This window comes from Nocardioides sp. YIM 152315, from assembly GCF_029210375.1.
In the GTDB taxonomy this organism is placed as follows: Bacteria; Actinomycetota; Actinomycetes; order Propionibacteriales; family Nocardioidaceae; genus Nocardioides.
In genome coordinates this window covers 18,129-39,931 of sequence record NZ_JARGER010000033.1, presented here as the reverse complement: position 1 = coordinate 39,931, position 21,803 = coordinate 18,129, and the positions used below count along the sequence as shown (strand labels likewise).

The window sequence follows — 21,803 nt, the reverse complement described above, 5'->3', positions numbered from 1 at the left end:
TGGTACCGCGGCAGTGATGTCGTCCCTGCGGTGAGTGCAGACCGACACCGCAGGAGAAGCCGATGACCTACCCGAAGAACGACTCCGGCAGCGTGCCCTCCAGCCCGCGCTTCCCGGAGATCGAGGAGCGCATCCTCGAGTTCTGGGAGAAGGACGGCACCTTCCAGGCGAGCGTCGACCAGCGCGACCCCGGCGAGAACGGCGCAGGGGAGTTCGTCTTCTACGACGGCCCGCCGTTCGCCAACGGCCTCCCGCACTACGGCCACCTGCTGACGGGCTACGTCAAGGACCTGATCCCGCGCTACCAGACCATGCGCGGCAAGCGGGTCGAGCGCCGCTTCGGGTGGGACACCCACGGCCTGCCCGCCGAGCTCGAGGCGATGCGGCTCAAGGGCATCAAGACGACCGACGAGATCCTCGAGCTGGGCATCGAGACGTTCAACGACGCCTGCCGGTCCTCGGTGCTCATGTACACCGACGAGTGGCGCGAGTACGTCACCCGCCAGGCCCGCTGGGTCGACTTCGACCACGACTACAAGACCATGAACCCCGACTACATGGAGTCGGTGATCTGGGCCTTCAGGCAGCTCTACGACAAGGGCTGGATCTACGAGGGCTTCCGCGTGCTGCCCTACTGCTGGAACGACGAGACCCCGCTCTCCAACCACGAGCTGCGGATGGACGACGACGTCTACCAGAACCGCCAGGACCCCGCGGTCACCGTGGGCTACGACGTCACGACCGAGGGCCCGTTCCAGGGCGTCAAGCTGCTCGTGTGGACGACCACCCCGTGGACGCTGCCGAGCAACCTCGCGGTCATGGTCGGCGAGGACATCGACTACGTCGTGGTCGATGCTCCGTCGGACTCGGGGGAGACCACCCGCTACCTGCTGGCCGAGGCGCGGCTCGCGTCGTACGCCCGCGAGCTCGGCGAGACGCCCGAGGTCACCTGGCGCGGCACGGGCGCGGACCTGGTCGGGCTGACCTACACCCCGCCCTTCTCCTACTACCTGGGACACGACCGCGCGTTCCGCGTCGTGCCGGCGGAGTTCGTCACGACCACGGACGGCACCGGCCTGGTCCACACCGCCGGCGCCTTCGGTGAGGACGACAAGGTCGTCACCGACCGCGAGGGCATCGAGGCCGTGATGCCGGTCGGCAAGGACGGGCGCTTCACCCACCCCGTCGACGAGTACGCCGGGATGCTGGTCTTCGACGCGAACCTGCACATCATCGACCACCTCAAGGAGCGCAGCGGCAGCGTGACGCCCGGCACCGTGCTGCTGCGCCGTGAGACCTACGACCACAGCTACCCGCACTGCTGGCGCTGCCGCGAGCCCCTGATCTACAAGGGCGTGTCGTCGTGGTTCGTCGAGGTCACCGCGTTCAAGCAGCGGATGATGGAGCTCAACCAGCAGATCAACTGGGTGCCGGACCACATCAGGGACGGCCAGTTCGGCAAGTGGCTCGAGAACGCCCGCGACTGGTCGATCACCCGCAACCGCTTCTGGGGCAGCCCCGTCCCGGTGTGGAAGAGCGACGACCCGGCGTACCCCCGCGTCGACGTCTACGGCTCCTTCGAGGAGATCGAGCGCGACTTCGGCACGCTGCCCCGCAACCGCGACGGCGAGCGCGACCTCCATCGGCCGTTCGTCGACGACCTGGTGCGTCCCAACCCGGACGATCCGACCGGCCGGTCGACGATGCGGCGTGTCCCCGACGTGCTCGACGTGTGGTTCGACTCCGGGTCGATGTCGTTCGCGCAGGTGCACGTGCCGTTCGAGAACGAGGAGTGGTTCACCCACCACTTCCCGGCCGACTTCATCGTCGAGTACATCGGGCAGACCCGCGGCTGGTTCTACACCCTGCACATCCTGGCCAGCGGCATCTTCGACAGGCCGGCGTTCGAGAACTGCATCAGCCACGGCATCGTGCTCGGCTCCGACGGCAACAAGATGTCGAAGTCGCTGCGCAACTACCCCGACGTGCGCGAGGTCTTCGACCGCGACGGCGCCGACGCGATGCGCTGGTTCCTGATGTCGTCGCCGATCCTGCGCGGCGGCAACCTCGTCGTCACCGAGCAGGGCATCCGCGACTCCGTGCGCCAGGTGCTGATCCCGCTGTGGAACAGCTGGTACTTCTTCCAGCTCTACGCCAACGCCGCCAGGAGTGGGCAGGGGTACGACGCCCGGGCGTCGACCGGGTCGAGCGACCCGCTGGACCGCTACCTGCTCGCCAAGTGCCGCGACTTCGTGGGCGAGATGACCGAGGCGCTCGACGGGTACGCCGTGGCGGACGCGTGCGACGCGACGCGGTCGTTCCTCGACGTGCTGACCAATTGGTACATCCGCCGTTCGCGGGACCGCTTCTGGGGCGACGACCCGGCCGCCTTCGACACGCTCTACACCGTGCTCGAGGTCGTCTGCCGTGCGACCGCGCCGCTGATGCCGCTGACGACCGAGGAGGTCTGGCGTGGCCTGACCGGCGGCCGCTCGGTGCACCTCGCCGACTGGCCGCTGGTCGACGAGCTGCCGGCCGACGACGGCCTGGTCGCCGCGATGGACACCGTCCGCGAGGTCTGCTCGGCGGCGTCGGCGCTGCGCAAGGCGCGCAACCTGCGCAACCGGCTGCCGCTGGCGTCGCTGACGGTCGTGGTCGGCGACCCCGCGGCGCTCGCGGGCTTCGAGACGATCGTCCGCGACGAGGTCAACGTGAAGGACGTCCGGCTGGTCTCGGTCGACTCCGGGGAGGCCGCGACGTACGGCGTGGAGCAGCGGCTCACCGTCAACGCCCGCGCCGCGGGTCCGCGCCTCGGCAAGGACGTGCAGCTGGCCATCAGGGGCTCGAAGACGGGCGACTGGTCGGTCGCCGAGGACGGCACCGTCACCTCTGGCGGGCTGGTGCTCGAGGAGGAGGAGTACACGCTCGACACCGTCGCCGGCTCGGCCGACGCGGAGTCGGCGACCGGCGTGCTGCGCAGCGGCGGGTTCGTGGTCCTCGACACCGAGGTCACGCCCGAGCTCGCGCGGGAGGGCCTGGCCCGCGACCTGGTGCGCGGCGTCCAGCAGGCCCGCCGCGACGCCGGACTCGACGTCTCCGACCGGATCGCGCTGACGATCGCCGGCTCCGGCGAGGTGGTCGCGGCCGCTCGTGCCCACGAGAAGCTGATCACCAGCGAGACGCTCGCGACGTCGTACGACGTGAGCGAGGGTTCGGCGGGCGAGCCGGAGATCACCGTCGCCAGGGCGTAGGCGACCCCGGTCACCCCAGGCCCAGCCGCCCGGCGAGCCGGTCGAGTGAAGCGAGCACCTCGTCCTCGGACCTGTCGGGCACGCCCCAGATCAGCTCGGTGGCGCCCTGCTCGGCCCAGGCCATCAGGTCGCCGGGGTCGGGCCTGAAGGCGATGAGGATGCGGATGTCCGGCCGGCCGTCGCGGCCGGCGTCGGCCCAGGCCTTCTTCAGCGCCTCGATCTGGGCGGAGATGTCGGCCTGTGTCGGCGTGGTCATCCAGCCGTCGGCGTTCTCGGCGATCCACCGGAAGGTCTTCGGGCCACCGCCCGCGCCGATGATCAGCGGGATGTGCGCGGCCGGCTTCGGGTAGGCCCACGAGGGCCCGAACGACACGAACTCCCCGTCGTACGACGCCTCCTCCTGCGTCCACAGGGCCCGCATCGCCCCGACGTACTCCTTGAGCACGGTGCGGCGCCTCGCCGCCGGCACGTGGTGGTCGGCGAGCTCGTCGGTGTTCCACCCGAAGCCCGCGCCGAGGTCGACGCGCCCGCCGGAGAGGTGGTCGAGGGTCGCGACCTGCTTGGCGAGCGTGATCGGGTCGGACTCGACCGGCAGGGCGACCGCGGTCGAGAGGCGGATCCGTGACGTGGCCTGGGCGGCGGTCGCCAGCGAGATCCACGGGTCGAGCGTGCGCAGGTAGCGGTCGTCGGGCAGCGTCTCGTCGCCGGTGCAGGGGTGCGCCGCTTCGCGCTTGACCGGGATGTGGGTGTGCTCGGGCACGTAGAAGGTGTCGAAGCCACGCTCCTCCGCGGCGGCGGCCAGCGTGGCCGGCCGGATGCCGCGGTCGGAGGTGAAGAGGACGAGTCCGTTGCGCATGCGACGCACACTAGAACGTGTTCTACCACCGGGGGAAGTCTCGGGTGAGGTCTAGAGTCGGGCGCCATGTACTCGATGAGCGTCAGCGCCGTCGTCCCGGCGGACGCCTCGACCGTCTACGCCGCGCTCCTCGACCCCGACGCCGTCGCTCGCTGGCGGGTGCCGGACGGGATGACCGGCGAGGTGCACGAGCTCGACGCCCGCGTGGGCGGCCGGGTCAGGATGTCGCTGACCTACGACGACCCCGGCGCGGCCGGCAAGACCGAGGGTGCGACCGACACCTACGCCGGCCGCCTCGTCGAGCTGGTCGACGGCGAGCGCGTCGTGGAGGAGATCGAGTTCGACTCCGACGACCCGGGCCTCGCGGGCCTCATCATGATCACGACGACGCTGCGGCCCGCTCCGGAGGGCGGCACCGAGGTCGAGATGCGGTTCGACGGCATGCCGGACTCCGTGCCGGCCGACCAGAACGAGCTCGGGACCCGCATGTCGTTGTCGAAGCTGGCCCGGCTGGTTGGTCCCTGACTGGTTGGATGGGGGCGTGACCACCCTGGACCTGCACGCCGACGCCGTGTCGCTGACCCGCCGGCTGGTCGACATCGAGTCGGTCAGCCTCCACGAGCAGGAGATCGCCGACGTCGTCGAGGCCGCGCTGCGCGGGCTCGGGCACCTCGAGGTCACCCGGCACGGCCACAACGTCGTCGCCCGCACGCACCTCGGACGCGGCGAGCGGGTCGTGATCGCCGGCCACCTCGACACGGTGCCGGTCAACGAGAACCTGCCCGCGCGACTGGAGGGCGAGCTCCTCCACGGGCTCGGCAGCTGCGACATGAAGGGCGGGGACGCCGTGCTGCTGCGCCTCGCCGCGACCGTCCCCGAACCCAACCGCGACGTCACCTTCATCCTCTACGAGGCCGAGGAGATCGCCGCGGAGCACAACGGCCTGCGCAAGCTCGCCGAGAGCCACCCCGAGCTGCTGGCCGCCGACTTCGCGATCCTCATGGAGCCGTCCAACGCCATCGTCGAGGCCGGCTGCCAGGGCACCCTGCGCGTCGACGTGCGCACGACCGGCGAGCGCGCCCACACCGCCCGCGCCTGGCGCGGCGCCAACGCCATCCACAAGGCGGGCGAGGTGCTCCGACGGCTCGAGGCCTACGAGCCGCGTCGACCGGTGATCGACGGGCTGGAGTTCCACGAAGGCCTCAACGCGGTCTTCGTCCGCGGCGGCGTGGCCGGCAACGTCCTCCCCGACGAGTGCGTCGTCGAGGTCAACTTCCGCTTCGCCCCCGACCGCTCCGAGGCCGAGGCGGAGGCGTTCGTCCGCGACTTCTTCGAGGGGTACGACGTGACCGTCACCGACTCCGCGCCGGGTGCGCTGCCGGGCCTCGACCGACCCGCCGCGAAGGCGTTCGTCGAGCTGGTCGGTGGCGACGTCGCGCCCAAGTTCGGCTGGACCGACGTCGCGCGGTTCGCCGCGGCCGGCGTACCCGCCGTCAACTTCGGGCCCGGCGACCCCCTGCTGGCCCACAAGCGGGAGGAGCACGTGCCCGTGGAGCACATCCGACGCTGCGAGGAGACCCTCACCAGGTGGCTCACCGCATGAACACCCCACGAAATCGCGGGCTTCCCCCGCTCCGCTCCTCCATCCCACGATTCCGCGGGGACCCCGCATGAGGGCCAAGTTCAAGGGTCCGATCATCCAGCGGCGCGGCCAGGTCGACACCGGCACCACCGACCAGCGGCTGCTCGACTCGCGCGGACCGGGGGACTGGGTGCACACCGATCCGTGGCGCGTGCTCCGGATGCAGGCCGAGCTCGTCGAGGGCTTCGGCGCCCTCGCGGAGCTCGGCCCGGCCGTGGCGGTCTTCGGGTCGGCCCGCCTGGCCGCCGACAGCCCGTGGTGCGCGGCGGCGGAGACCCTCGGGCGCCGCCTCGCGGAGGAGGGCTTCGCGGTCATCACCGGTGGCGGGCCCGGCGCCATGGAGGCCGCCAACAAGGGCGCCAGCCAGGCCGGCGGGGTGAGCGTCGGCCTCGGCATCGAGCTGCCGTGGGAGGCGGGCCTGAACGAGTGGGTCGACGTCGGCGTCAACTTCCGCTACTTCTTCGCGCGCAAGACGATGTTCGTGAAGTACTCCCAGGGGTTCGTCGTCTTCCCGGGCGGGGTCGGCACCCTCGACGAGCTCTTCGAGGCGCTCACCCTCGTCCAGACCGGCAAGATCACCGACTTCCCGATCGTGCTCGTCGGCTCGTCGTACTGGCAGGGGCTGCTCGACTGGATGCGCGGCACCCAGCTCGCGCACGGCACGATCGGCACCGTCGACCTCGACCGCCTGGTGCTGACCGACGACGTGGACGACGCCGTCGCGCGGATGGTCGCGGCCCGCGAGGAGGCGAACCCGGCGTGATGTGGTTCTTCGCCATCCTCGTCGTGCTGGCGCTGGGTGGCATCGCGCTGCTGACCGCCGGGCGGGGCACGCCGATGGTCGAGGTGTACGACGACCGGCCGGACGCGAGCGTGCCGGCGACCGGCCCGCTGGGTGCCGACGACCTGCGCCGGGTCCGGTTCTCGCTCGCCTTCCGCGGCTACCGGATGTCGGAGGTCGACGCGCTGCTCGACCGTCTCGCGCGCGAACGCGAGGAGGGCGAGCGTGACCAGCCAGCGGACCCCGCGCGTGGCGACGACCTGACGGGGTAGGGCACACTGCCGTGCGTGTCGACCGAGGTGATCGTCTACGTCCTCACCGCCCTGGCGTTCGTCGTGGTGGCGCTGACCCGCCTGCGGCTGGGGAGGGGCGGAGCGGGCCGCCTCAGCATGGGCACCGGCCTGGTCAACGTGCACACGATCGCTGGCGGGCTCGCGCTGATCAGCTGGGTCGTCTTCCTCGTCGCCCCTGAGGACAGCCCCGTCGGGACGTCCACGTTCGGCATCCTGTCGCTGGCCTGCTGGTGGGTCACGGTGATCGCGGGGCTGCTGATCCTCGTGCGGTGGCTGCCCTCGCACGGCAAGCACGCGTCCGACGGCAGCGCCGACTCGTGGTCGGAGGGCCCGGGGCTGTCGATCCTCGCCCACGTGGGCATGCTGGTCGGAGTCTGCGTCTTCACCTGGGCCTACCTCACGTCGGCGGTCTGAGCCTGGTCCAGTCTGAGCCCCGCAGGTTGTGGCAGGGTGCGGGGCATGCGTCTCGGGACCCTGATCTCCGCCGCGCTGGTCGCGGCCACCCTGGCGGTGCCGACGTCGGTGGCGACCACGGACCCGGCGTACGCCGCGCCGGCGCGCGACGACCGCGACGACCGCGGCGACCGTGGCGACGCGGTCCTCGAGAAGCGCGTCATCGGTCACTCCGTCCGCGGCCGGCCGATCAAGGCCTGGCACCTCGGCGAGCCCGGCCAGCGTCGCGTGCTGCTGATCTCGACGATGCACGGCGACGAGGGTCGCACCCGACAGATCCTCGAGGGGCTGCGCGACGGACACCCCATCCGGGGCGTGGACCTGTGGGTGGTGCCGGTCTACAACCCCGACGGCCTGGCTCGCGGCACCCGCAAGAACGCTCGCGGGGTCGACCTCAACCGCAACTTCCCGCACGCCTGGGCCGACCTCGACGGGTCCTACGAGTCCGGGCCCCGGCCGGCGTCGGAGCCCGAGACCCGGGCGATCATGCGGTTCATCAAGCGGGTCGAGCCGTCGCGGATCATCAGCTTCCACCAGCCCCTCGTCGGCGTGGACACGGCCACCAAGGACGAGCGGTTCTCGCGGCGCGTGGCCTCCCACCTGCGCCTGCCACGCAAGGCGCTGACCTGCGGGGGCGTCTGCCACGGCACGATGACGGGTTGGTTCAACAACCGGTTCGAGGGCTCGGCCCTGACGGTCGAGTACGGACACCGCCCGCCACGCAAGCGGATGCGCGAGGCCGCGCCGCGCCAGGTCCTCCACCTCTTCGACGCCCACCGCGTGAAGCGGGGCGGCGGCTCCCACCGGAGTCGCTGACGTGCGCCGCCTCCCCGTCCTCGGCGTCCTCGTCGGCGCGGTCTCGACGGCCCTGGCCGCGGTGCCCGGTCCCGCCGATGCGGCAGCGCCGTCGTGCCAGGGTCACCGGGCCACGATCGTCGGCACCGACCGCGGCGACGTGCTGACCGGCACGCCGGGCCGCGACGTGATCGTCGGCCGGGGCGGCGACGACGAGATCCGGGGCGGCGGCGGCAGCGACCTGCTGTGCGGTGGCCCGGGCGAGGACCGGCTGTACGGCGGGGCCGACCGGCGCTGGCACGACCAGTTCCAGACGATCGCGACCGGTGACCGCCTCGACGGCGGCCCCGGAGACGACCTGCTGCATCCCGGTCCGACGATCCGCGGCGTCGAGCTGGTCGAGCCCGACCTCCTCGTGTTCGGGGGCACGCGTGGCGTCGACGTGGACCTCGGTGCTCGCCGGGCGACCGGCCAGGGCACTGACCGGATCGTGTGGCGCCGCACCCTCGGCGTCCGCGGGTCCGACGGCGACGACCGCATCGTCGGCACCGGCGGGCCCGACCACCTCACCGGACGGGGTGGCGACGACGAGCTGATCGGGCGCGGCGGCCGAGACACCCTGCGCGCCGACGTCGGGGACGACCTCGTGCGGGGCGGTCGCGGCTCCGACGACCTGACGAGCACCGGAGGCCGCGACGAGCTGCACGGCGGACGGGCCGACGACGTGATCTCCGTCCGCGGCGGCCGCGGCGACGAGGTCCGCGGCGACGGGGGTGGCGACCTGGTCTTCGTCTACGTCGGTGACGACCTGCGCAACCTGGCCGGCGCCGTGATCGACGGCGGCCCGCCGGGACCGGAGGCCTGGGACACGAACGCCGTCTGGGTGAGCAGCGGCGCGCCGATGCCCGGCGTCCGCGTCGCCGTCGACGCCCGCGCCGGCACGATCACCGGCGGCACGATGACCGGCTTCGCGCAGGTGGGCTTCGGCATCCGGCGCGCGGTCCTGGACTTCCTCGGCTCGGACGGCCCGGACGAGCTCACCACCGACTTCGGTCGCGTCGTCGCCGACGGCCGGGGCGGCGACGACCTCCTCAGCGGTGGACCTCGCAACGACCGGCTCGTCGGTGGCGGTGGCACGGACCACGTGTTCGGTCAGGCGGGCACTGACACCTGCGACGCCGAGCACGTGAAGGGCTGCGAGCGTCCGTCCAAGCTTCGCTAGCGACCCTCGAAGACCGGCTTCTCCTTGGCGACGAACGCCGCGACCGCGGCGCGGTGGTCGGCGGTGGCGCCGGTCGTGGTCATCATCGCGCTCTCGAACTCCAGCGACTCCTCGAAGGTGTGGCCGGCGGCGTACGCCACCGACCGCCGCATGGCGCCGAGCGCCACGGTCGGCCCGGCGGCGAGGCGTGCGGAGAGCGCACCCACCTCGGTCGCCAGCTCGTCGGCGGGGACCACCTTCGTGGCCAGGCCGAGTCCGAGCGCGTCTTCGGCGGTGACGGTGGTCGGGAAGTAGAGCAGCTCGATCGCCTTGGCCCGACCGACCAGCCGTTGCAGGTGGTAGCTGGCGCCGGTGTCACACGAGAGGGCGACGTTGGCGAAGGCCAGGTTGAAGCCGGCGGTGTCGGCGACGATGCGCAGGTCGCACGCGAAGGCCAGGCTCGCGCCCGCGCCCGCGGCCACCCCGTTGACCGCGGCGACGACGGGCTTGGCCATGCCCGCGAGCACGGTGACGATCGGGTTGTAGTGCTCGTCGACGGTGGTGAAGAGCGCGTCGCTCCCGCCGTTGTCGAGCAGCTCGATGTGCTCCTTGAGGTCCTGCCCGGTGCAGAAGGCCTTCCCGGTGCCGGTCAGCACGACGCAGCGGACGTCCGCGTCGTCGGCGACCCGCTGCACGGTCTGGAGCAGCAGCTCCTTGGTGGCGACGTCGAGGCTGTTGTAGGCCTTCGGGCGGTTCAGCGTGATGGTGCCGACGCCGTCAGCGACGTCGAGCAGGACGGGGGAGTCGCTCATGTGCCGCAGTCTGGCAGACGGCCCGACGGTCGGCTCAGGGCCCGAGGCAGCGGGCGACGAACCGGTCGGTGCCCGGCTTGAGCCGGTCGGCCTGGGCGGCGAACAGCTCCGCCGCCTCGCGTCCCGGCCAGTCGGCGGGCAGGAGCGCGTCGGGGAGCCCGGGGTCGTCGAAGAGGAACTTCCGCCACTCGTGCACGAGGTGGAAGCGGGCGGCGAACGCCGCCTCGTCCCCGTCGTCGTGGGCCTCGAGCTGGTCGGTGACCAGGCGCTCGGCCGACTTCAGCCAGCCGTCGTACGCCGCGCGGAGGGCGTCGAGGTCCCACGCGCCGGTCGGCTCCGGGTCGAACCGGTCCGCCCGGGCGGTGCGGGCCGTGACGCCGGCGCGCTCGAGCACGGCGGCGAGCTCGCCGCGGGGGAACGGGCTCACCCACACGTTGTCGCCGAGCTCGGCGTACCCCACGAAGCCGAGATCGGCGCGCAGCCGGGCCCGGGTGGCCCGCGTGGCCGGTGGTCCGACGAACACGAGGTGCCACCGGCCGTCCCATCGGGGGACGTGCCGGCGGTAGACCCGGTCGCCGGTCTCGTCGAGGCGGCGGTTGGCGCGCTCGGTGGTGCGGTAGCCGCGGCCGCTGCTGAGCTGGACCGGCTCCAGCCAGCCCTGCATAACCATCCGGGAGATCGCGGTGCGCACCGCCGGCGCCGCGATGCCGACGGGGTCGAGCATCCGCACGACCGCGGCGACCGGCGCCTGACTGCCGCGGGTGCGCAGGTGGTCGCCGTAGACGTCGAAGAGCGCCGACCGAGCCTGCATGCACCGAGTGTGCCAGCCTCGCGCGGTACGGTCCGGGCCGATCCGGGTTGGTGCCCTGTGCTCCATGTCACCGGCCGATAGGGGATAATGACTCTCGCGTACGGCGCGGAGGGCTCGCTCGGAGGCTCGGCTCGCGCCCTGACAAGGCGAAGGAAGGTGCGCGGATGGCGGCGATGAAGCCGCGGACGGGCGACGGTCCGCTGGAGGTCACCAAGGAGGGGCGCGGCATCGTGATGCGCGTGCCGCTCGAGGGTGGTGGCCGTCTCGTTGTCGAGCTCAACGCCGAGGAGGCAGGCGCTCTCGGGGACGCGCTCAAGGATGTCGTCGGCTGACGTGCCGTCGACACGGACCCCGACGCTTCCGAGCCAGGTCTCACCGCCCGAATTCGCGCTGAGCGCGGCCGCGCCGCACGGCGTGGTGGGCGTCGATGTGGTCGCGCTGCCCGTCCTCCCGGGCGAGGACGGGAGCGGGCCGGTTCTCGGACCTGGTGCGACCGACCTCTCGGACCTGCTCGGACTCGACCTCCTGCGTGTGCTCGAGGTGTCCCGGGCGACCGGCGAGGCGGGCGAGGTGACGACCGTCCCGGTGCCGCTCGGTACCGCGGTGAGCCCCGACCTGACCACCGTGCTGCTCGTCGGCGTCGGCGCGCAGCGCCACCAGGACTTCCGGCGCGCCGGCGCCGCGCTGGCGCGGGCCGCCCGCGACCGGTCGGCCGTCGCCACGTCGATCCCGTCGATCGACCCGGACGCCGTGACGCCGTTCGTCGTCGGCGCGACGCTGGGTTCGTTCCTCTTCCACTGGCGCTCGAAGCCACCCGAGCACGTGCCCCCCGGGCGGATCGTGCTCGCCGACGTCCCCGACGACGTCGCGCCCACGCTCGACCGCGCGGTCGCGATCGGCGGCGCGGCGTGGCTCGCACGGATGCTCGCCACCGTGCCGGCCAACCTCAAGAACCCCGCCTGGCTGGCCGCGCAGGCGCAGGAGGTCGCGGAGGCCCACTCGCTGGACTGCACCATCTGGGACGAGCAGCGGCTCGCGGCCGAGGGCTTCGGAGGCGTGCTCGGCGTCGGCCAGGGGTCTGCGTCGCCGCCGCGGCTGATCCGCCTCGACTACGCGCCCCGCCGCCCCCACCGGCGTACGCCGACCGTGGTGCTGGTCGGCAAGGGCATCACGTTCGACACCGGCGGCCTCTCCCTCAAGCCGGGCCAGTCGATGACGACCATGAAGCGGGACATGACGGGCGGCGCCGTGGTGATCGCCACGATGGCGGCACTGCGGGCCGTCGGCTGCCCGGTCCGGGTGATCGGTCTGGTCCCCGCGGCCGAGAACAGCGTCGGCGCCAACTCCCTGCGCCCCGGCGACGTGCTGCGTCACTACGGCGGCCGCACCAGCGAGGTCACCAACACCGACGCCGAGGGCCGGCTCGTGCTCGCCGACGCGATCGCCTACGCCGTGAGCAATCTCGACCCGGCCGTGGTCGTGGACGTCGCGACGCTCACCGGTGCGGTGAAGGTCGCGCTCGGCCAGCAGGTCGGTGGCCTCTTCGCCAACGACGACGCACTCGCGGGGCTGCTCCGTGGTGCGGCCGAGGTCGCCGGTGAGCCGTTGTGGCGCTTCCCGCTGACCGACTCCTACGAGGGCAAGCTCAGCTCGACGGTGGCCGACGCCGACAACGCGCCGGGTGGCCCCGGTGCGATCGTCGCGGCGCTCTTCCTCCAGCACTTCGTCGATGACGTGCCGTGGGCCCACCTCGACATCGCCTCCGTGGGCGACTCGCCCGAGGACGCCTTCGAGTGGACGCCCGGACCCACCGGCTTCGGGGCCCGCGCGCTCCTGGAGTGGCTGGGCTCGCCCGAGCCGCTGGCCGGCGTGGGAGGCTGAGCGGGCCCGGCGAGGCTCAGTCCTCGTCCGGCGTCCAGACCTTCTTCGCGACGAGCAGGCCGTCGCCCACCGGCAGCAGCAGCGCCACCAGATCGTCGCGCTCGGCCACGGTGCGCCCGAGCTCGCGGATGGCCACCGTCTCCTCGTCGCGCTGCGCCGGGTCGGCGACCCGGTCGTGCCAGAGCGCGTTGTCGAAGGCGACCACGCCGCCGGGTCGCAGCAGCCGCAGCGCTTCGGCCAGGTACGCCGGGTACTCGCGCTTGTCGCCGTCGCAGAAGACCAGGTCGTAGTGCCCGTCGGTCAGCCGCGGCAGCACGTCGAGCGCCGCACCGGAGATCGTGCGCGCGCGCTGGCTGGCGATGCCGGCCTCGGTGAACGACTCTCGCGCCAGGCGCTGGTGCTCGGTCTCGATGTCGACGGTCGTGAGCACCCCGTCGCCGCGCATGCCGCGCAGCAGCCAGAGCCCGGAGACCCCGGTGCCCGTGCCGATCTCCACCACGGCCCGGGCCTCCAGCGCCGAGGCGAGGAAGCGCAGGGCGGCCCCGGCACCGGAGCCGATCGGCGCGACGCCGACCTCGGTCGCCCGGGCGCGGGCCGCGGCGAGCACCTCGTCCTCGGCGATGAACTCCTCGGCGTAGCTCCAACTCGCTGGCTTCACGGGCTCAACGTATCGCGAGGGCACTGCCGCCGGCGGGAACACCGGCCGCGGCTCGCTCGTTCTCCCCTGCGACGGCCCGGTGGGGACACTGGCCTCACAGGTTTCTCTCAGCACCCGTCCCTATGGTCAGGAAGGACAAGACCCTGTTCGGCGGAACCGCGCGACAGCGCGACAGCGTGCACAGCGAGGAGGCACCGGTGGAGACGACTCCGGACCAGCACGTGCCCTCGTGGGACGAGATCGTCGAGCGGCACTCCGATCGCGTCTACCGCCTGGCCTACCGGCTGACCGGCAACCGGCACGACGCCGAGGACCTGACCCAGGAGGTCTTCGTCCGGGTCTTCCGGTCGCTGTCGACCTACACGCCGGGCACCTTCGAGGGCTGGCTCCACCGCATCACCACCAACCTGTTCCTCGACCAGGCGCGCCGCAAGCAGCGGATCCGCTTCGACGCCCTGTCCGACGAGCGGGCCGAGCGGCTCACGTCCACGGCGCCGGCGCCGGACGCGGCGTACGCCGACCGGACGTTCGACGACGACATCGAGCGCGCCCTCGCCACGCTCCCGCCCGACTTCCGCGCGGCCGTGGTGCTGTGTGACGTGGAGGGCCTCAGCTACGAGGAGATCGCGGAGATCCTGGGCGCCAAGCTCGGCACCGTCCGCTCCCGCATCCACCGCGGTCGCAGCATGCTGCGCTCCGCCCTGGCCCACCGCGCGCCGAGCGCCGGACGGGCCCGGTACTCCGGTCCCACGTCCGACCCGCTGCTCTCCGGCTGGGGACCGACCGTATGAGCGCCACCTCACGAAGCGCGGCCCCCGCATGATGGGGCCGGTCGGCCACCTCGGCCCGCGGATCAGCGCCCTGCTCGACGGACAGCTCTCCCCGGAGGAGACCGAGCGGGCGTGGGCGCACGTGCACCAGTGCCACACCTGTCGCGACCAGGTCGAGCGCGAGGGCTGGGTGAAGACCCGTCTCGCCGGCCTGGCGTACGGCGGTGGGGAGGCGCCCGCGGGTCTCAAGGGCTCGCTGCTCGGATCGTTGTCCATGGTCCCGGGCGACGCGTTCCTCGCCGACGACCACAGCCGGCGGCGCCAGCTCGGTTTGGTCGCCCTCGGCGGCGGTGCGGTCGGCGCCGCGTTCATGGGCGTGCTGGCGCTCGGCGTCGCGCCCGCCGACGCACCGACCATCGACCGCCGGGCGCCCGCGACCATCACGCAGACGCGGTCGCCGCAGACCCCGGCCACCGTCACGCCCGACCCGACGCGCACCAGCGCTCCGCTGCACCGCCAGCAGCGCTGAGATCCTCGACCGCGACGAGCGGGGCCCGAGAGGCGTGCGGGCTTCGCCGACGGGTCATGATGGAGCCGTGAACTTCACCCCACCGAGTTGCACGCTCCACTCGCAGCGCTCGCTCCGCGCACGACTTGTCGGGGACCCCGCGTGAACCACGACGACCTCCCGGGCGGCACGGAGCCGACGCGGCCGCTGCCGTATCCCCCCGGACCCGCACCGACCTGGGTGCCGCCGACCGCCCAGGCTCCGCCGTACGCCCCGGCCTGGCACCTGCCCGCACCCGCACCGCAGGCCCGACACGCGACACCTCGCGGCCGGGTGCCGGGATGGCTGTGGCCCGTCGTGTGCCTGCTCGCACTCGTGGTCGGCGTGGTGGGCGGGCTCGTGGGTGGTGCCGCCTACGAGCGCCTCCAGGACGACGAGGGCACCGTCGCCGGTGGGCTCGCCGCCGTCGACACGGTCTCCGAGCCGCCACTGCCCCTCGACAACGGCTCCATCGCGGCCGTCGCTCAGAAGCTGCTGCCGAGCACCGTGCAGGTCGTCGCCGAGTACGAGGGCAAGGAGGGCGGCGCCACCGGCTCCGGCTTCGTGCTCGACCGCCAGGGGCACGTCGTCACCAACAACCACGTCGTCGCGGACGCCGCCGGCGACGACGGCCCGATCGAGGTCGTCGACCGTGACGGCGACAGGTACGACGCGACGATCGTCGGCCGCAGCCCGGTCTACGACCTGGCCGTGCTCTACGTGCCGGAGGTGCGCGGCCTCACCCCCGCCGCGCTCGGTGCCTCGCACGGCCTCGTGGTCGGCGAGGGCGTCGTGGCGATCGGCTCGCCGCTCGGACTCAGCTCCACGGTGACGGCCGGCATCGTCAGCGCGCTGCACCGGCCGGTGACGACCGGCGACTCCGGCGACGACTCGTCGTACATCAACGCCGTGCAGACCGACGCAGCGATCAACCCCGGCAACTCCGGAGGGCCACTGGTCAACCTGCGCGGCCAGGTCGTGGGGGTGAACTCCGCGATCGCCACCACGGGCGGCGTCATCGGCGGTGAGGCCGGCAACATCGGCGTGGGCTTCGCGATCCCGATCGAGCAGGTGAAGGTCACCGCCGACCAGATCCTGCGCACCGGCGAGGCGCGCTACCCGGTGATCGGGGCCCAGGTGCGGACCGGCGAGACCGATGGCTCCGGGGCCGAGATCGACTCGGTCATGGCCGACACCCCGGCCGAGGCCGGCGGCCTGCGGAAGGGTGACGTCATCACCGCGGTCGACGGCTCCCGCGTGACCGACGGGATCGCGCTGATCGTGGCGATCCGCACGCACCAGCCGGGGGAGCGGGTCGAGTTCACCGTGCTCCGCGACGGCGAGGAGCAGACGATCGAGCTCACCCTCGACGGTGAGGTTGGCTGAACCCCTCGGACACCTCGTCCGCGTCGTCGGGCACCCACTCGAGCAGGTCGCCGGGCTGGCACTCCAGCACCCGGCACATCGCCTCGAGCGTGCTGAACCGGACCGCCTTCGCGCGGCCGTTCTTCAGCACCGCGACGTTGGCGGGCGTGAGCCCCACCCGCTCCGCGAACTCGCCCACGCTCAGCTTCCGGCGGGCCAGCTCCACGTCGATGCGCACCACGATCGCCATCAGATGACCGCCTCCATGTCGGTGCGCAGCGTCGTCGCCTGCCGCAGCAGGGCCCGCAGCACGACCATCAGCAGCCCGAGCACGGCGCCGCAGACCAGCAGCAGGAACATCAGCAGTGGTGCGCCCGGGTCGTCGGCGTTGAAGCCGACCCACAAGAAGACGGCGAGGAACGTGGTCCAGGCCGCGGCGATCGCCGCGACGATCCCGTCGACCCAGCGCATCGAGGACGGCGTGAAGATCCGGTCGGCCTGGACCATCCCGAGGAGCTTCCAGGTGCACACCACGACGACCTGGACGCACACGACCCAGAAGATCGTGACGACCGTGAGCGGCCAGCGCAGGTGGGCGTCGTCGGGGGACTCCTTCGCCATGTGGGCCCACTGGCCCGGGAGCGAGAGGGTCTCGAAGACGACGAGCACCCCGAACAGCACGACCAGACAGATCCGCAGGGGCAGCACGGCCCGACGCTCGAAGGACATGGCACGAGTGTCCGGCCGGATCTATCGATTGTCAATCGATAGACACCGTAAGTCAGTCGATCGGGGCGTCGGCCTCCTCCGCGGGCTCGACGAACGGGTGCTGGTCGACGAAGGTCCGGGTCTCGGCGTACATCCGCTGGATGAACTCCTCCAGCTGGTCGGCCTCGACCCGCCACTGCCCGCGGCCGCCGATCTTGATCGCCACCAGGTCGCCGCGCCGCACCAGGGCGTAGACCTGGGCGCTCGAGGTGTTGAGCACCTCGGCGACGTCGGCGAGGGTGAGGAAGCGGGGACTCGCGGCCATGGGGTCATCGTCGCATCCCCGCGAAGCAGCCCGGGACCGGCCGGACGCGGCCTGTGGATGACCGGGTTTCGTCTCCCGCGGCCGGGGTGATCATGTCGTCGTGAGTCTCGGGGTCCGGCACGACGAGCGGGACGGCGCCCGCCGCGCCGGCGGCCGCGACGTCGTCTCGGTGCCGCGCGCGACTCGTACGTCGGCGCCCGGATGGCGTGACCCGCGGCTATGGATCGGCCTGCTGATCGTGGCCGTCTCCGTGGTCGCCGGTGCCCGGCTCCTCGCGGCCGCCGACGACACCGTCCAGGTCTGGGCGGTCCGGGCGGACGCCGGACCGGGCGCGGAGCTGACCGAGGCGGACCTGGTCGCCCGGAGGGTCCGGTTCGCGGACTCCGACGACCTCGAGACCTACTACCGCGTGGACGCGGCGCTTCCCGGCGGCCTGCGGCTGGTCCGTGGCGTGGGCGAGGGTGAGCTCCTGCCGCGTGGAGCCGTCGGCGCCGACGACGCGCTGACCGACACGGTCGAGCTCCCGGTCGCCGTGGAGGCCGAGCAGGCGCCGCCGACCGTCGCGGCCGGTTCGGTCGTCGACGTCTACCTGGTCGGGTCGCCCGGCCGCGAGGCCGCCGATGATCGGGCGCTCGAGCCCGGGAAGCCCGTGCTCCGTGAGGCGACGGTCGTCGACGCACCCGCGGTCGACGCCGGGTTCGGCGGTGCCGCCGGACGACGTCAGCTCGTGCTCGCCGTGCCCCAGGAGGCGGCCGCGGCGTACTTCGCGGCCGTGGCGGAGCTGGAGACGCCGGCGCTGACCGTCGTCCGTCGAGGCTGACCATGGTCGACCGGGTCGTCGCGCTGATCGTGGCCTCGGGCGCGGCGTGGGAGCCCGAGGCCCTGCGGCTGCTCGGCGACCACCCCCGGGTGGTCGTGCTCAAGCGCTGCGTCGACCTCGACGACCTGCTCGCGGCCGCCACCGCGGGCCAGGCCGACGTCGCCGTCATCGGCATCGACGCCCCGGGGCTCGACCGGATCGCGGTCGACCACCTGCGTGCCAACGGTGTCCGTCCGGTCGCGATCGCGAGCGGTGGCGCCACGCTCGACGGTGGGCGGATCCGAGCCGGGCGCATCGGCATCCGGTCCGTCGTCACCGACGACCGCCTCGACACGCTCGCCGACCTGCTGTGCGCCGACGACCAGCCGCCGACCCAGGTGCGTCGCCCGGAGGCCCCCGCCCCCGAGCGCCCGCCCGGAGGGCGGGCCGCGACCGTGCCCGGCCGGGTCGTCGCGGTCTGGGGACCCTCCGGCTCCGGCCGGACGACGGTGGCGTCGGCGCTGGCCGCGGAGATCGCTCGCCGACGCCGACCCGCCGTGCTCGTCGACGCCGACCCCTACGGCGGCGCCGTCGCCCAGCAGCTGGGGATCCTCGACGAGGTGTCCGGGCTGCTGGCCGCGGCCCGGCTGGAGGCATCCGGTCACCTGGAGGATCGCCTCGGCTCCGTCCAGCGCGGCCTCGACCAGCACCTCAGCGTGGTCACCGGGCTGCCGCGCGCCGACCGGTGGGTCGAGGTGCGCACGGGCACGCTCGACGCGCTCCTGGCGCTCGCTCGGGCGCGCGCCGAGGTCGTCGTCGACACCGGCTTCAGCCTCGAGGAGGACGCCGCCCCCGACCTCGGCGGTCGCCCCGGCCGCAACCATCTCACCCTCGCGGCGCTCGACGCCGCCGACGAGGTGCTGGTGGTCGGCGGGGCCGATCCCGTCGGGTTGTCGCGGCTGGCCCGCGGACTGGTCGAGGTCCGGGAGCGACGCGTGGGTGCACCGGTCCAGGTCGTCGTGAACCGGATGCGGCCGACGCTCGGCTGGACCGAGCGCGAGATCGTCGCGATGGTCTCGGGCTTCGCCCGGCCGAGCGCGATCCACTTCCTGCCCGACGACCAGCCGGCCGTCGACCGCGCCCTCGTCGCGGGGCGCACGCTGGTCGAGTCCGGCGACTCCGACCTCGGTCGTGCCGTCGCCCGCATCGTCGACGGGCTGCTGCCTCCCGTCGGCTGATCGGGGCCGTCGGCCAAACCGGGGGGCCCGGAACGCTCAGGCATGCTCCGCCGGTGCCGAACATCCCCCCTGTGGGAACTCGATGACCTGGAGCCGGCGGCCGCCGAGATGGAGGCGCGCCTGCTCCGACCGACCGGCAGGCGGACCGCGTCCGTCTCGCCGCTGCTCGGCTCGGTCGTGCCCGCCCTGGTCCCGCGGATGTCCCGCGTCGAGCTCGCGCTGCTGGGCTCGTTGCGCGGCTCGGTCAGCCCGACCGTGCTTCCCGCCGGCGCTCCGCCCGACCTGCTCGTCAGCCAGGTGCGGCTGCGCGCCAACCTGGTCCGCTTCTACCTCGACCTGCTGCCGGGTCTCGACAAGGTCCACCGCAACGGCGTCGACGCCTTGTGCGACGTGGCCACCGTGCTCCACCTCGAGCGCTGGATCCAGCCGCCGGTCACCGCGCAGACCATGCGCCCCCTGCGCGAGCTGGTCGGGACGGAGGAGCAGCTCGGCTTCGGTCCCGGGTACGACGAGGTGCTCGACGTCCTGCAAGGCATCGCCGACTTCACCGGCAGCGCCCGCCGGGTCCGGGCCGTGACCGAGGCATGGGTCGCCCGCTCGGAGTACTACTGGGACGGCATCGCCGACAGCTTCCTGACGACGGCCTCCGTCACCGGCCGGCAGGTCTCGCTGCGGATGGTCACCCGGGTCACCACCGTCTCCAGCCCCACGGTGCGCCGCAGCCCCGTCTTCCGCGCGACCCGCCTGCGCGCCGCGGCCGTGATCCTCGCCGACGTGATCGACGAGCACCTGGTGGTCGCCGCGAGCGAGCCGTGGCTGGCCGGTATCTCGGCGGGCCCGACGCCGTCCTGAGCCCGTGCCGACTCCGGCGCGGCTCCGGGTCTCCGACTACGCGGCGAAGAGCAGGTAGAGCCCGCCGACCGTGAAGGCGATCATCGCGACGAGCAGCGGCAGCTGACCGGTGAGCTGGTGGCGCCTGGGCAGGATCCTGATCGCCCGGTCGTGGGCCGCGATCACGCCGAGGACGTGGCCGGCGACCACCGCCAGCACCTTGATGTTGGCGAGCAGCGTGGGGTGATAGCTGAGCCAGTAGTTGACGTCGAGGTTGCCGGTGCCGAGGAAGTTGCTGCCGTCGCTGAAGGGGTCGCTGAGCTGGATCAGCGTCAGCTGCCCGACCTCGACCAGGTAGCTGAGGTAGTGCGCGACGACGTACCCGGCCACGATCGGCACGACCGAGTGCGCGAACAGGTCGGGCAGCTCCCGGCGCCGCAGGTCGTCGCCGAGCCCGGTCAGCATGGTGCCGGCCGCGAAGACGAGCCCGACGCCGACACAGAAGACCAGCAGAGCGAGGTTGTTGAGGGTGTACGACGAGGTCGCGCTGCCCTGCACGAACTGGACCCACCGCGCGGAGTCCTTGAACGAGTCGAACGCCGTGCTGCCGAAGAGCACCGCGACGACCCCGATCAGGCCGGGTCGGACCGGCGTCGAGTCGAGGTTGGCCAGCGGGCTGCGCACCAGCAGCACCCCGTCGCGCCTCGCCCACGCCGACATCCGCGACACCAGCGTCGAGTAGACCTCGAACGGGTCGGCGCGCTCGTAGAAGACGTTGCCGAAGAGCGCACCACCGACCAGCATCACCGCGACGTACGCCGCGCACCACAGCCGCACGGGGCCGAGCTCGGTGGAGTAGGGATAGACCAGCTCGAGCCACACGAAGGCGAAGAGGCCGATCGCGGCCGGCCAGTGCCCGAGCCGCTGGGGGTAGGTGAAGACACCGGTCTCCGGATCACTGCCGGAGAGCCTCGAGAACGCGAGGTTGATCGTGCGGACCGGGCTGATCGCCTTCCACACCGGCCCGAACAGCAGGGACAGCGGGACGAGTCCGACCCACCACCACACGTAGAAGACCCCGAACACGGGGTTGATGACGAGGTCCTTGCCGAGGATGGCCGCGGCGCCGACGTACAGGAACAGGGCCATCCCGAGCGAACGCCACAGCACCCGCCACCAGAGGGAGTCGACGATGCTCGCCCACCACGCCGGCGCGGGCCGGCCGCTGGTCGCCGCGTCGTAGCGCGGCGTGCGCCACGCGACCGCGAGCACGGTGAACGACACGACGAGCGCCGCCGTCGCCCCCGCGATCGCGAGCTCGGGCGAGATCGGCAGATCCTTCGCCCCGCCGATCCCGTGGGCGAGGTTGAATCCGTCGGACAACTACCGCACCTCGAGCTGGACGATCACCTGGTCCAGCGCGTGCGACTCGACCTCGACGACGCCGGGCTGGTCGATGCCGGTGATCGTCACGGTGCTCTCGCCGGCGTCGTACTCGAGCTCCTGCTCGGGGTTGGAGTGCACGTGGATCTCGCCGGCCTCGTCGGCAGTCACGTCGAGCTCGACGTCCTGGCCGACCGCCACCTCGACGCGCTCGCCGCTCGGCGTGACCTTGCCGCCCTCGAAGGTCACCTCGATCACCTTCGCCTCGGTGGAGCCGCCGCCGGACCCGTCGGGCTTCTCCTCGTCGCCGCAGGCGGTTGCGAGCGAGAGCGTGGCGAGCACTACGGCCACGGCAGCGAGGGTACGGCGCATGTGTGCATCCTTCTCGTCGGGCTGACGTCTG

25 protein-coding genes are annotated in these 21,803 nt (G+C 72.7%); 16 read left to right on the top strand and 9 right to left on the bottom strand.

The window, feature by feature from the left end; all coding sequences use genetic code 11:
- Positions 1-62: 62 nt before the first annotated feature.
- Positions 63-3,251: an isoleucine--tRNA ligase gene (gene ileS, locus PZ894_RS10305; RefSeq protein ID WP_275744479.1), complete on the top strand. Its 3,189-nt coding sequence runs from the start codon at positions 63-65 to the stop codon at positions 3,249-3,251.
- Positions 3,252-3,261: 10 nt separating this feature from the next.
- On the opposite strand, the gene PZ894_RS10300 is transcribed toward ileS, so the two are convergent.
- Positions 3,262-4,107, bottom strand: coding sequence for an LLM class F420-dependent oxidoreductase (locus tag PZ894_RS10300; protein ID WP_275744478.1), 846 nt, complete (start codon positions 4,105-4,107; stop codon positions 3,262-3,264).
- Positions 4,108-4,173: 66 nt separating this feature from the next.
- On the opposite strand from PZ894_RS10300, the gene PZ894_RS10295 reads away from it, so the two are divergent.
- From PZ894_RS10295 to PZ894_RS10265, 7 genes are all read left to right on the top strand, one after another.
- Positions 4,174-4,632: an SRPBCC domain-containing protein gene (locus PZ894_RS10295; RefSeq protein ID WP_275744477.1), complete on the top strand. Its 459-nt coding sequence runs from the start codon at positions 4,174-4,176 to the stop codon at positions 4,630-4,632.
- Positions 4,633-4,648: 16 nt separating this feature from the next.
- Positions 4,649-5,710, top strand: a complete 1,062-nt coding sequence (gene dapE / locus PZ894_RS10290; RefSeq protein WP_275744476.1) for a succinyl-diaminopimelate desuccinylase — start codon at positions 4,649-4,651, stop codon at positions 5,708-5,710.
- Between the two features lie 67 nt (positions 5,711-5,777).
- Positions 5,778-6,512, top strand: coding sequence for a TIGR00730 family Rossman fold protein (locus tag PZ894_RS10285; protein WP_275744475.1), 735 nt, complete (start codon positions 5,778-5,780; stop codon positions 6,510-6,512).
- Complete coding sequence (locus PZ894_RS10280; protein ID WP_275744474.1) at positions 6,512-6,802, top strand: DivIVA domain-containing protein; 291 nt, start codon at positions 6,512-6,514, stop codon at positions 6,800-6,802. Before PZ894_RS10285 ends, PZ894_RS10280 begins: the two co-directional genes overlap by 1 nt.
- A gap of 15 nt (positions 6,803-6,817) precedes the next feature.
- On the top strand, positions 6,818-7,237 hold the full coding sequence (locus tag PZ894_RS10275) for a hypothetical protein (RefSeq protein ID WP_275744473.1): 420 nt from the start codon (positions 6,818-6,820) through the stop codon (positions 7,235-7,237).
- A 45-nt stretch (positions 7,238-7,282) separates the two neighbouring features.
- Complete coding sequence (locus PZ894_RS10270; RefSeq protein ID WP_275744472.1) at positions 7,283-8,092, top strand: M14 family zinc carboxypeptidase; 810 nt, start codon at positions 7,283-7,285, stop codon at positions 8,090-8,092.
- 1 nt (position 8,093) lies between these two features.
- Entirely contained in the window at positions 8,094-9,293 is a 1,200-nt protein-coding gene (locus PZ894_RS10265; protein WP_275744471.1) for a calcium-binding protein, read from the top strand.
- On the opposite strand, the gene PZ894_RS10260 is transcribed toward PZ894_RS10265, so the two are convergent.
- Positions 9,290-10,084, bottom strand: a complete 795-nt coding sequence (locus PZ894_RS10260) for an enoyl-CoA hydratase-related protein (RefSeq protein ID WP_275744470.1) — start codon at positions 10,082-10,084, stop codon at positions 9,290-9,292. The genes PZ894_RS10265 and PZ894_RS10260 overlap by 4 nt on opposite strands.
- Before the next feature lie 34 nt (positions 10,085-10,118).
- Positions 10,119-10,895 carry a PaaX family transcriptional regulator C-terminal domain-containing protein gene (locus PZ894_RS10255; protein WP_275744469.1) on the bottom strand — a complete coding sequence of 259 codons (777 nt, stop codon included), beginning with the start codon at positions 10,893-10,895 and terminating at the stop codon, positions 10,119-10,121.
- A gap of 164 nt (positions 10,896-11,059) precedes the next feature.
- Between PZ894_RS10255 and PZ894_RS10250 the strand changes: the two genes are divergently transcribed.
- Both PZ894_RS10250 and PZ894_RS10245 read left to right on the top strand, forming a co-directional pair.
- Positions 11,060-11,227 carry a DUF3117 domain-containing protein gene (locus tag PZ894_RS10250; RefSeq protein ID WP_082574674.1) on the top strand — a complete coding sequence of 56 codons (168 nt, stop codon included), beginning with the start codon at positions 11,060-11,062 and terminating at the stop codon, positions 11,225-11,227.
- A 1-nt stretch (position 11,228) separates the two neighbouring features.
- Positions 11,229-12,776, top strand: a complete 1,548-nt coding sequence (locus tag PZ894_RS10245) for a leucyl aminopeptidase family protein (protein ID WP_275744468.1) — start codon at positions 11,229-11,231, stop codon at positions 12,774-12,776.
- Between the two features lie 16 nt (positions 12,777-12,792).
- Here the strand turns inward: PZ894_RS10245 and PZ894_RS10240 are convergent, their stop codons facing one another.
- The gene (locus tag PZ894_RS10240; RefSeq protein ID WP_275744467.1) at positions 12,793-13,434 is read right to left on the bottom strand and encodes an O-methyltransferase; all 642 of its coding nucleotides are present in this window, start codon (positions 13,432-13,434) and stop codon (positions 12,793-12,795) included.
- A gap of 197 nt (positions 13,435-13,631) precedes the next feature.
- Here PZ894_RS10240 and sigE point away from each other — a divergent pair, with 197 nt between their 5' ends.
- The 3 genes from sigE (at position 13,632) to PZ894_RS10225 (ending at position 16,137) form a co-directional block, all read left to right on the top strand.
- Positions 13,632-14,225 (top strand): RNA polymerase sigma factor SigE, encoded by a 594-nt coding sequence (gene sigE, locus PZ894_RS10235; protein WP_275744466.1) that lies wholly within the window; start codon positions 13,632-13,634, stop codon positions 14,223-14,225.
- A gap of 28 nt (positions 14,226-14,253) precedes the next feature.
- A complete protein-coding gene (locus tag PZ894_RS10230) occupies positions 14,254-14,733 on the top strand; it encodes a zf-HC2 domain-containing protein (RefSeq protein ID WP_275744465.1) in 480 nt (159 codons plus the stop codon).
- A 141-nt stretch (positions 14,734-14,874) separates the two neighbouring features.
- Positions 14,875-16,137, top strand: coding sequence for a trypsin-like peptidase domain-containing protein (locus PZ894_RS10225; RefSeq protein ID WP_275744464.1), 1,263 nt, complete (start codon positions 14,875-14,877; stop codon positions 16,135-16,137).
- Here PZ894_RS10225 and PZ894_RS10220 read toward each other — a convergent pair.
- From PZ894_RS10220 to PZ894_RS10210, 3 genes are read right to left on the bottom strand one after another with little or no spacing between them, the layout of a single operon-like run.
- Complete coding sequence (locus PZ894_RS10220) at positions 16,112-16,366, bottom strand: helix-turn-helix transcriptional regulator (protein ID WP_275744463.1); 255 nt, start codon at positions 16,364-16,366, stop codon at positions 16,112-16,114. The two genes, PZ894_RS10225 and PZ894_RS10220, sit on opposite strands and share 26 nt — an antisense overlap.
- Positions 16,366-16,845 (bottom strand): DUF2975 domain-containing protein, encoded by a 480-nt coding sequence (locus PZ894_RS10215; RefSeq protein WP_275744462.1) that lies wholly within the window; start codon positions 16,843-16,845, stop codon positions 16,366-16,368. The genes PZ894_RS10220 and PZ894_RS10215 overlap by 1 nt, the downstream gene beginning before the upstream one ends.
- A gap of 52 nt (positions 16,846-16,897) precedes the next feature.
- Positions 16,898-17,149: a helix-turn-helix domain-containing protein gene (locus tag PZ894_RS10210; RefSeq protein ID WP_275744461.1), complete on the bottom strand. Its 252-nt coding sequence runs from the start codon at positions 17,147-17,149 to the stop codon at positions 16,898-16,900.
- A 100-nt stretch (positions 17,150-17,249) separates the two neighbouring features.
- Between PZ894_RS10210 and PZ894_RS10205 the strand changes: the two genes are divergently transcribed.
- The 3 genes from PZ894_RS10205 (at position 17,250) to PZ894_RS10195 (ending at position 20,038) form a co-directional block, all read left to right on the top strand.
- Positions 17,250-17,969 (top strand): hypothetical protein, encoded by a 720-nt coding sequence (locus PZ894_RS10205; RefSeq protein WP_275744460.1) that lies wholly within the window; start codon positions 17,250-17,252, stop codon positions 17,967-17,969.
- A 2-nt stretch (positions 17,970-17,971) separates the two neighbouring features.
- Complete coding sequence (locus tag PZ894_RS10200; protein WP_275744459.1) at positions 17,972-19,186, top strand: hypothetical protein; 1,215 nt, start codon at positions 17,972-17,974, stop codon at positions 19,184-19,186.
- Positions 19,187-19,294: 108 nt separating this feature from the next.
- Positions 19,295-20,038 (top strand): hypothetical protein, encoded by a 744-nt coding sequence (locus tag PZ894_RS10195; protein ID WP_275744458.1) that lies wholly within the window; start codon positions 19,295-19,297, stop codon positions 20,036-20,038.
- 36 nt (positions 20,039-20,074) lie between these two features.
- On the opposite strand, the gene PZ894_RS10190 is transcribed toward PZ894_RS10195, so the two are convergent.
- Together PZ894_RS10190 and PZ894_RS10185 are read right to left on the bottom strand one after the other, a co-directional pair.
- Positions 20,075-21,400: a hypothetical protein gene (locus PZ894_RS10190; RefSeq protein WP_275744457.1), complete on the bottom strand. Its 1,326-nt coding sequence runs from the start codon at positions 21,398-21,400 to the stop codon at positions 20,075-20,077.
- Complete coding sequence (locus tag PZ894_RS10185) at positions 21,401-21,772, bottom strand: hypothetical protein (RefSeq protein ID WP_275744456.1); 372 nt, start codon at positions 21,770-21,772, stop codon at positions 21,401-21,403.
- Positions 21,773-21,803: the final 31 nt, after the last annotated feature.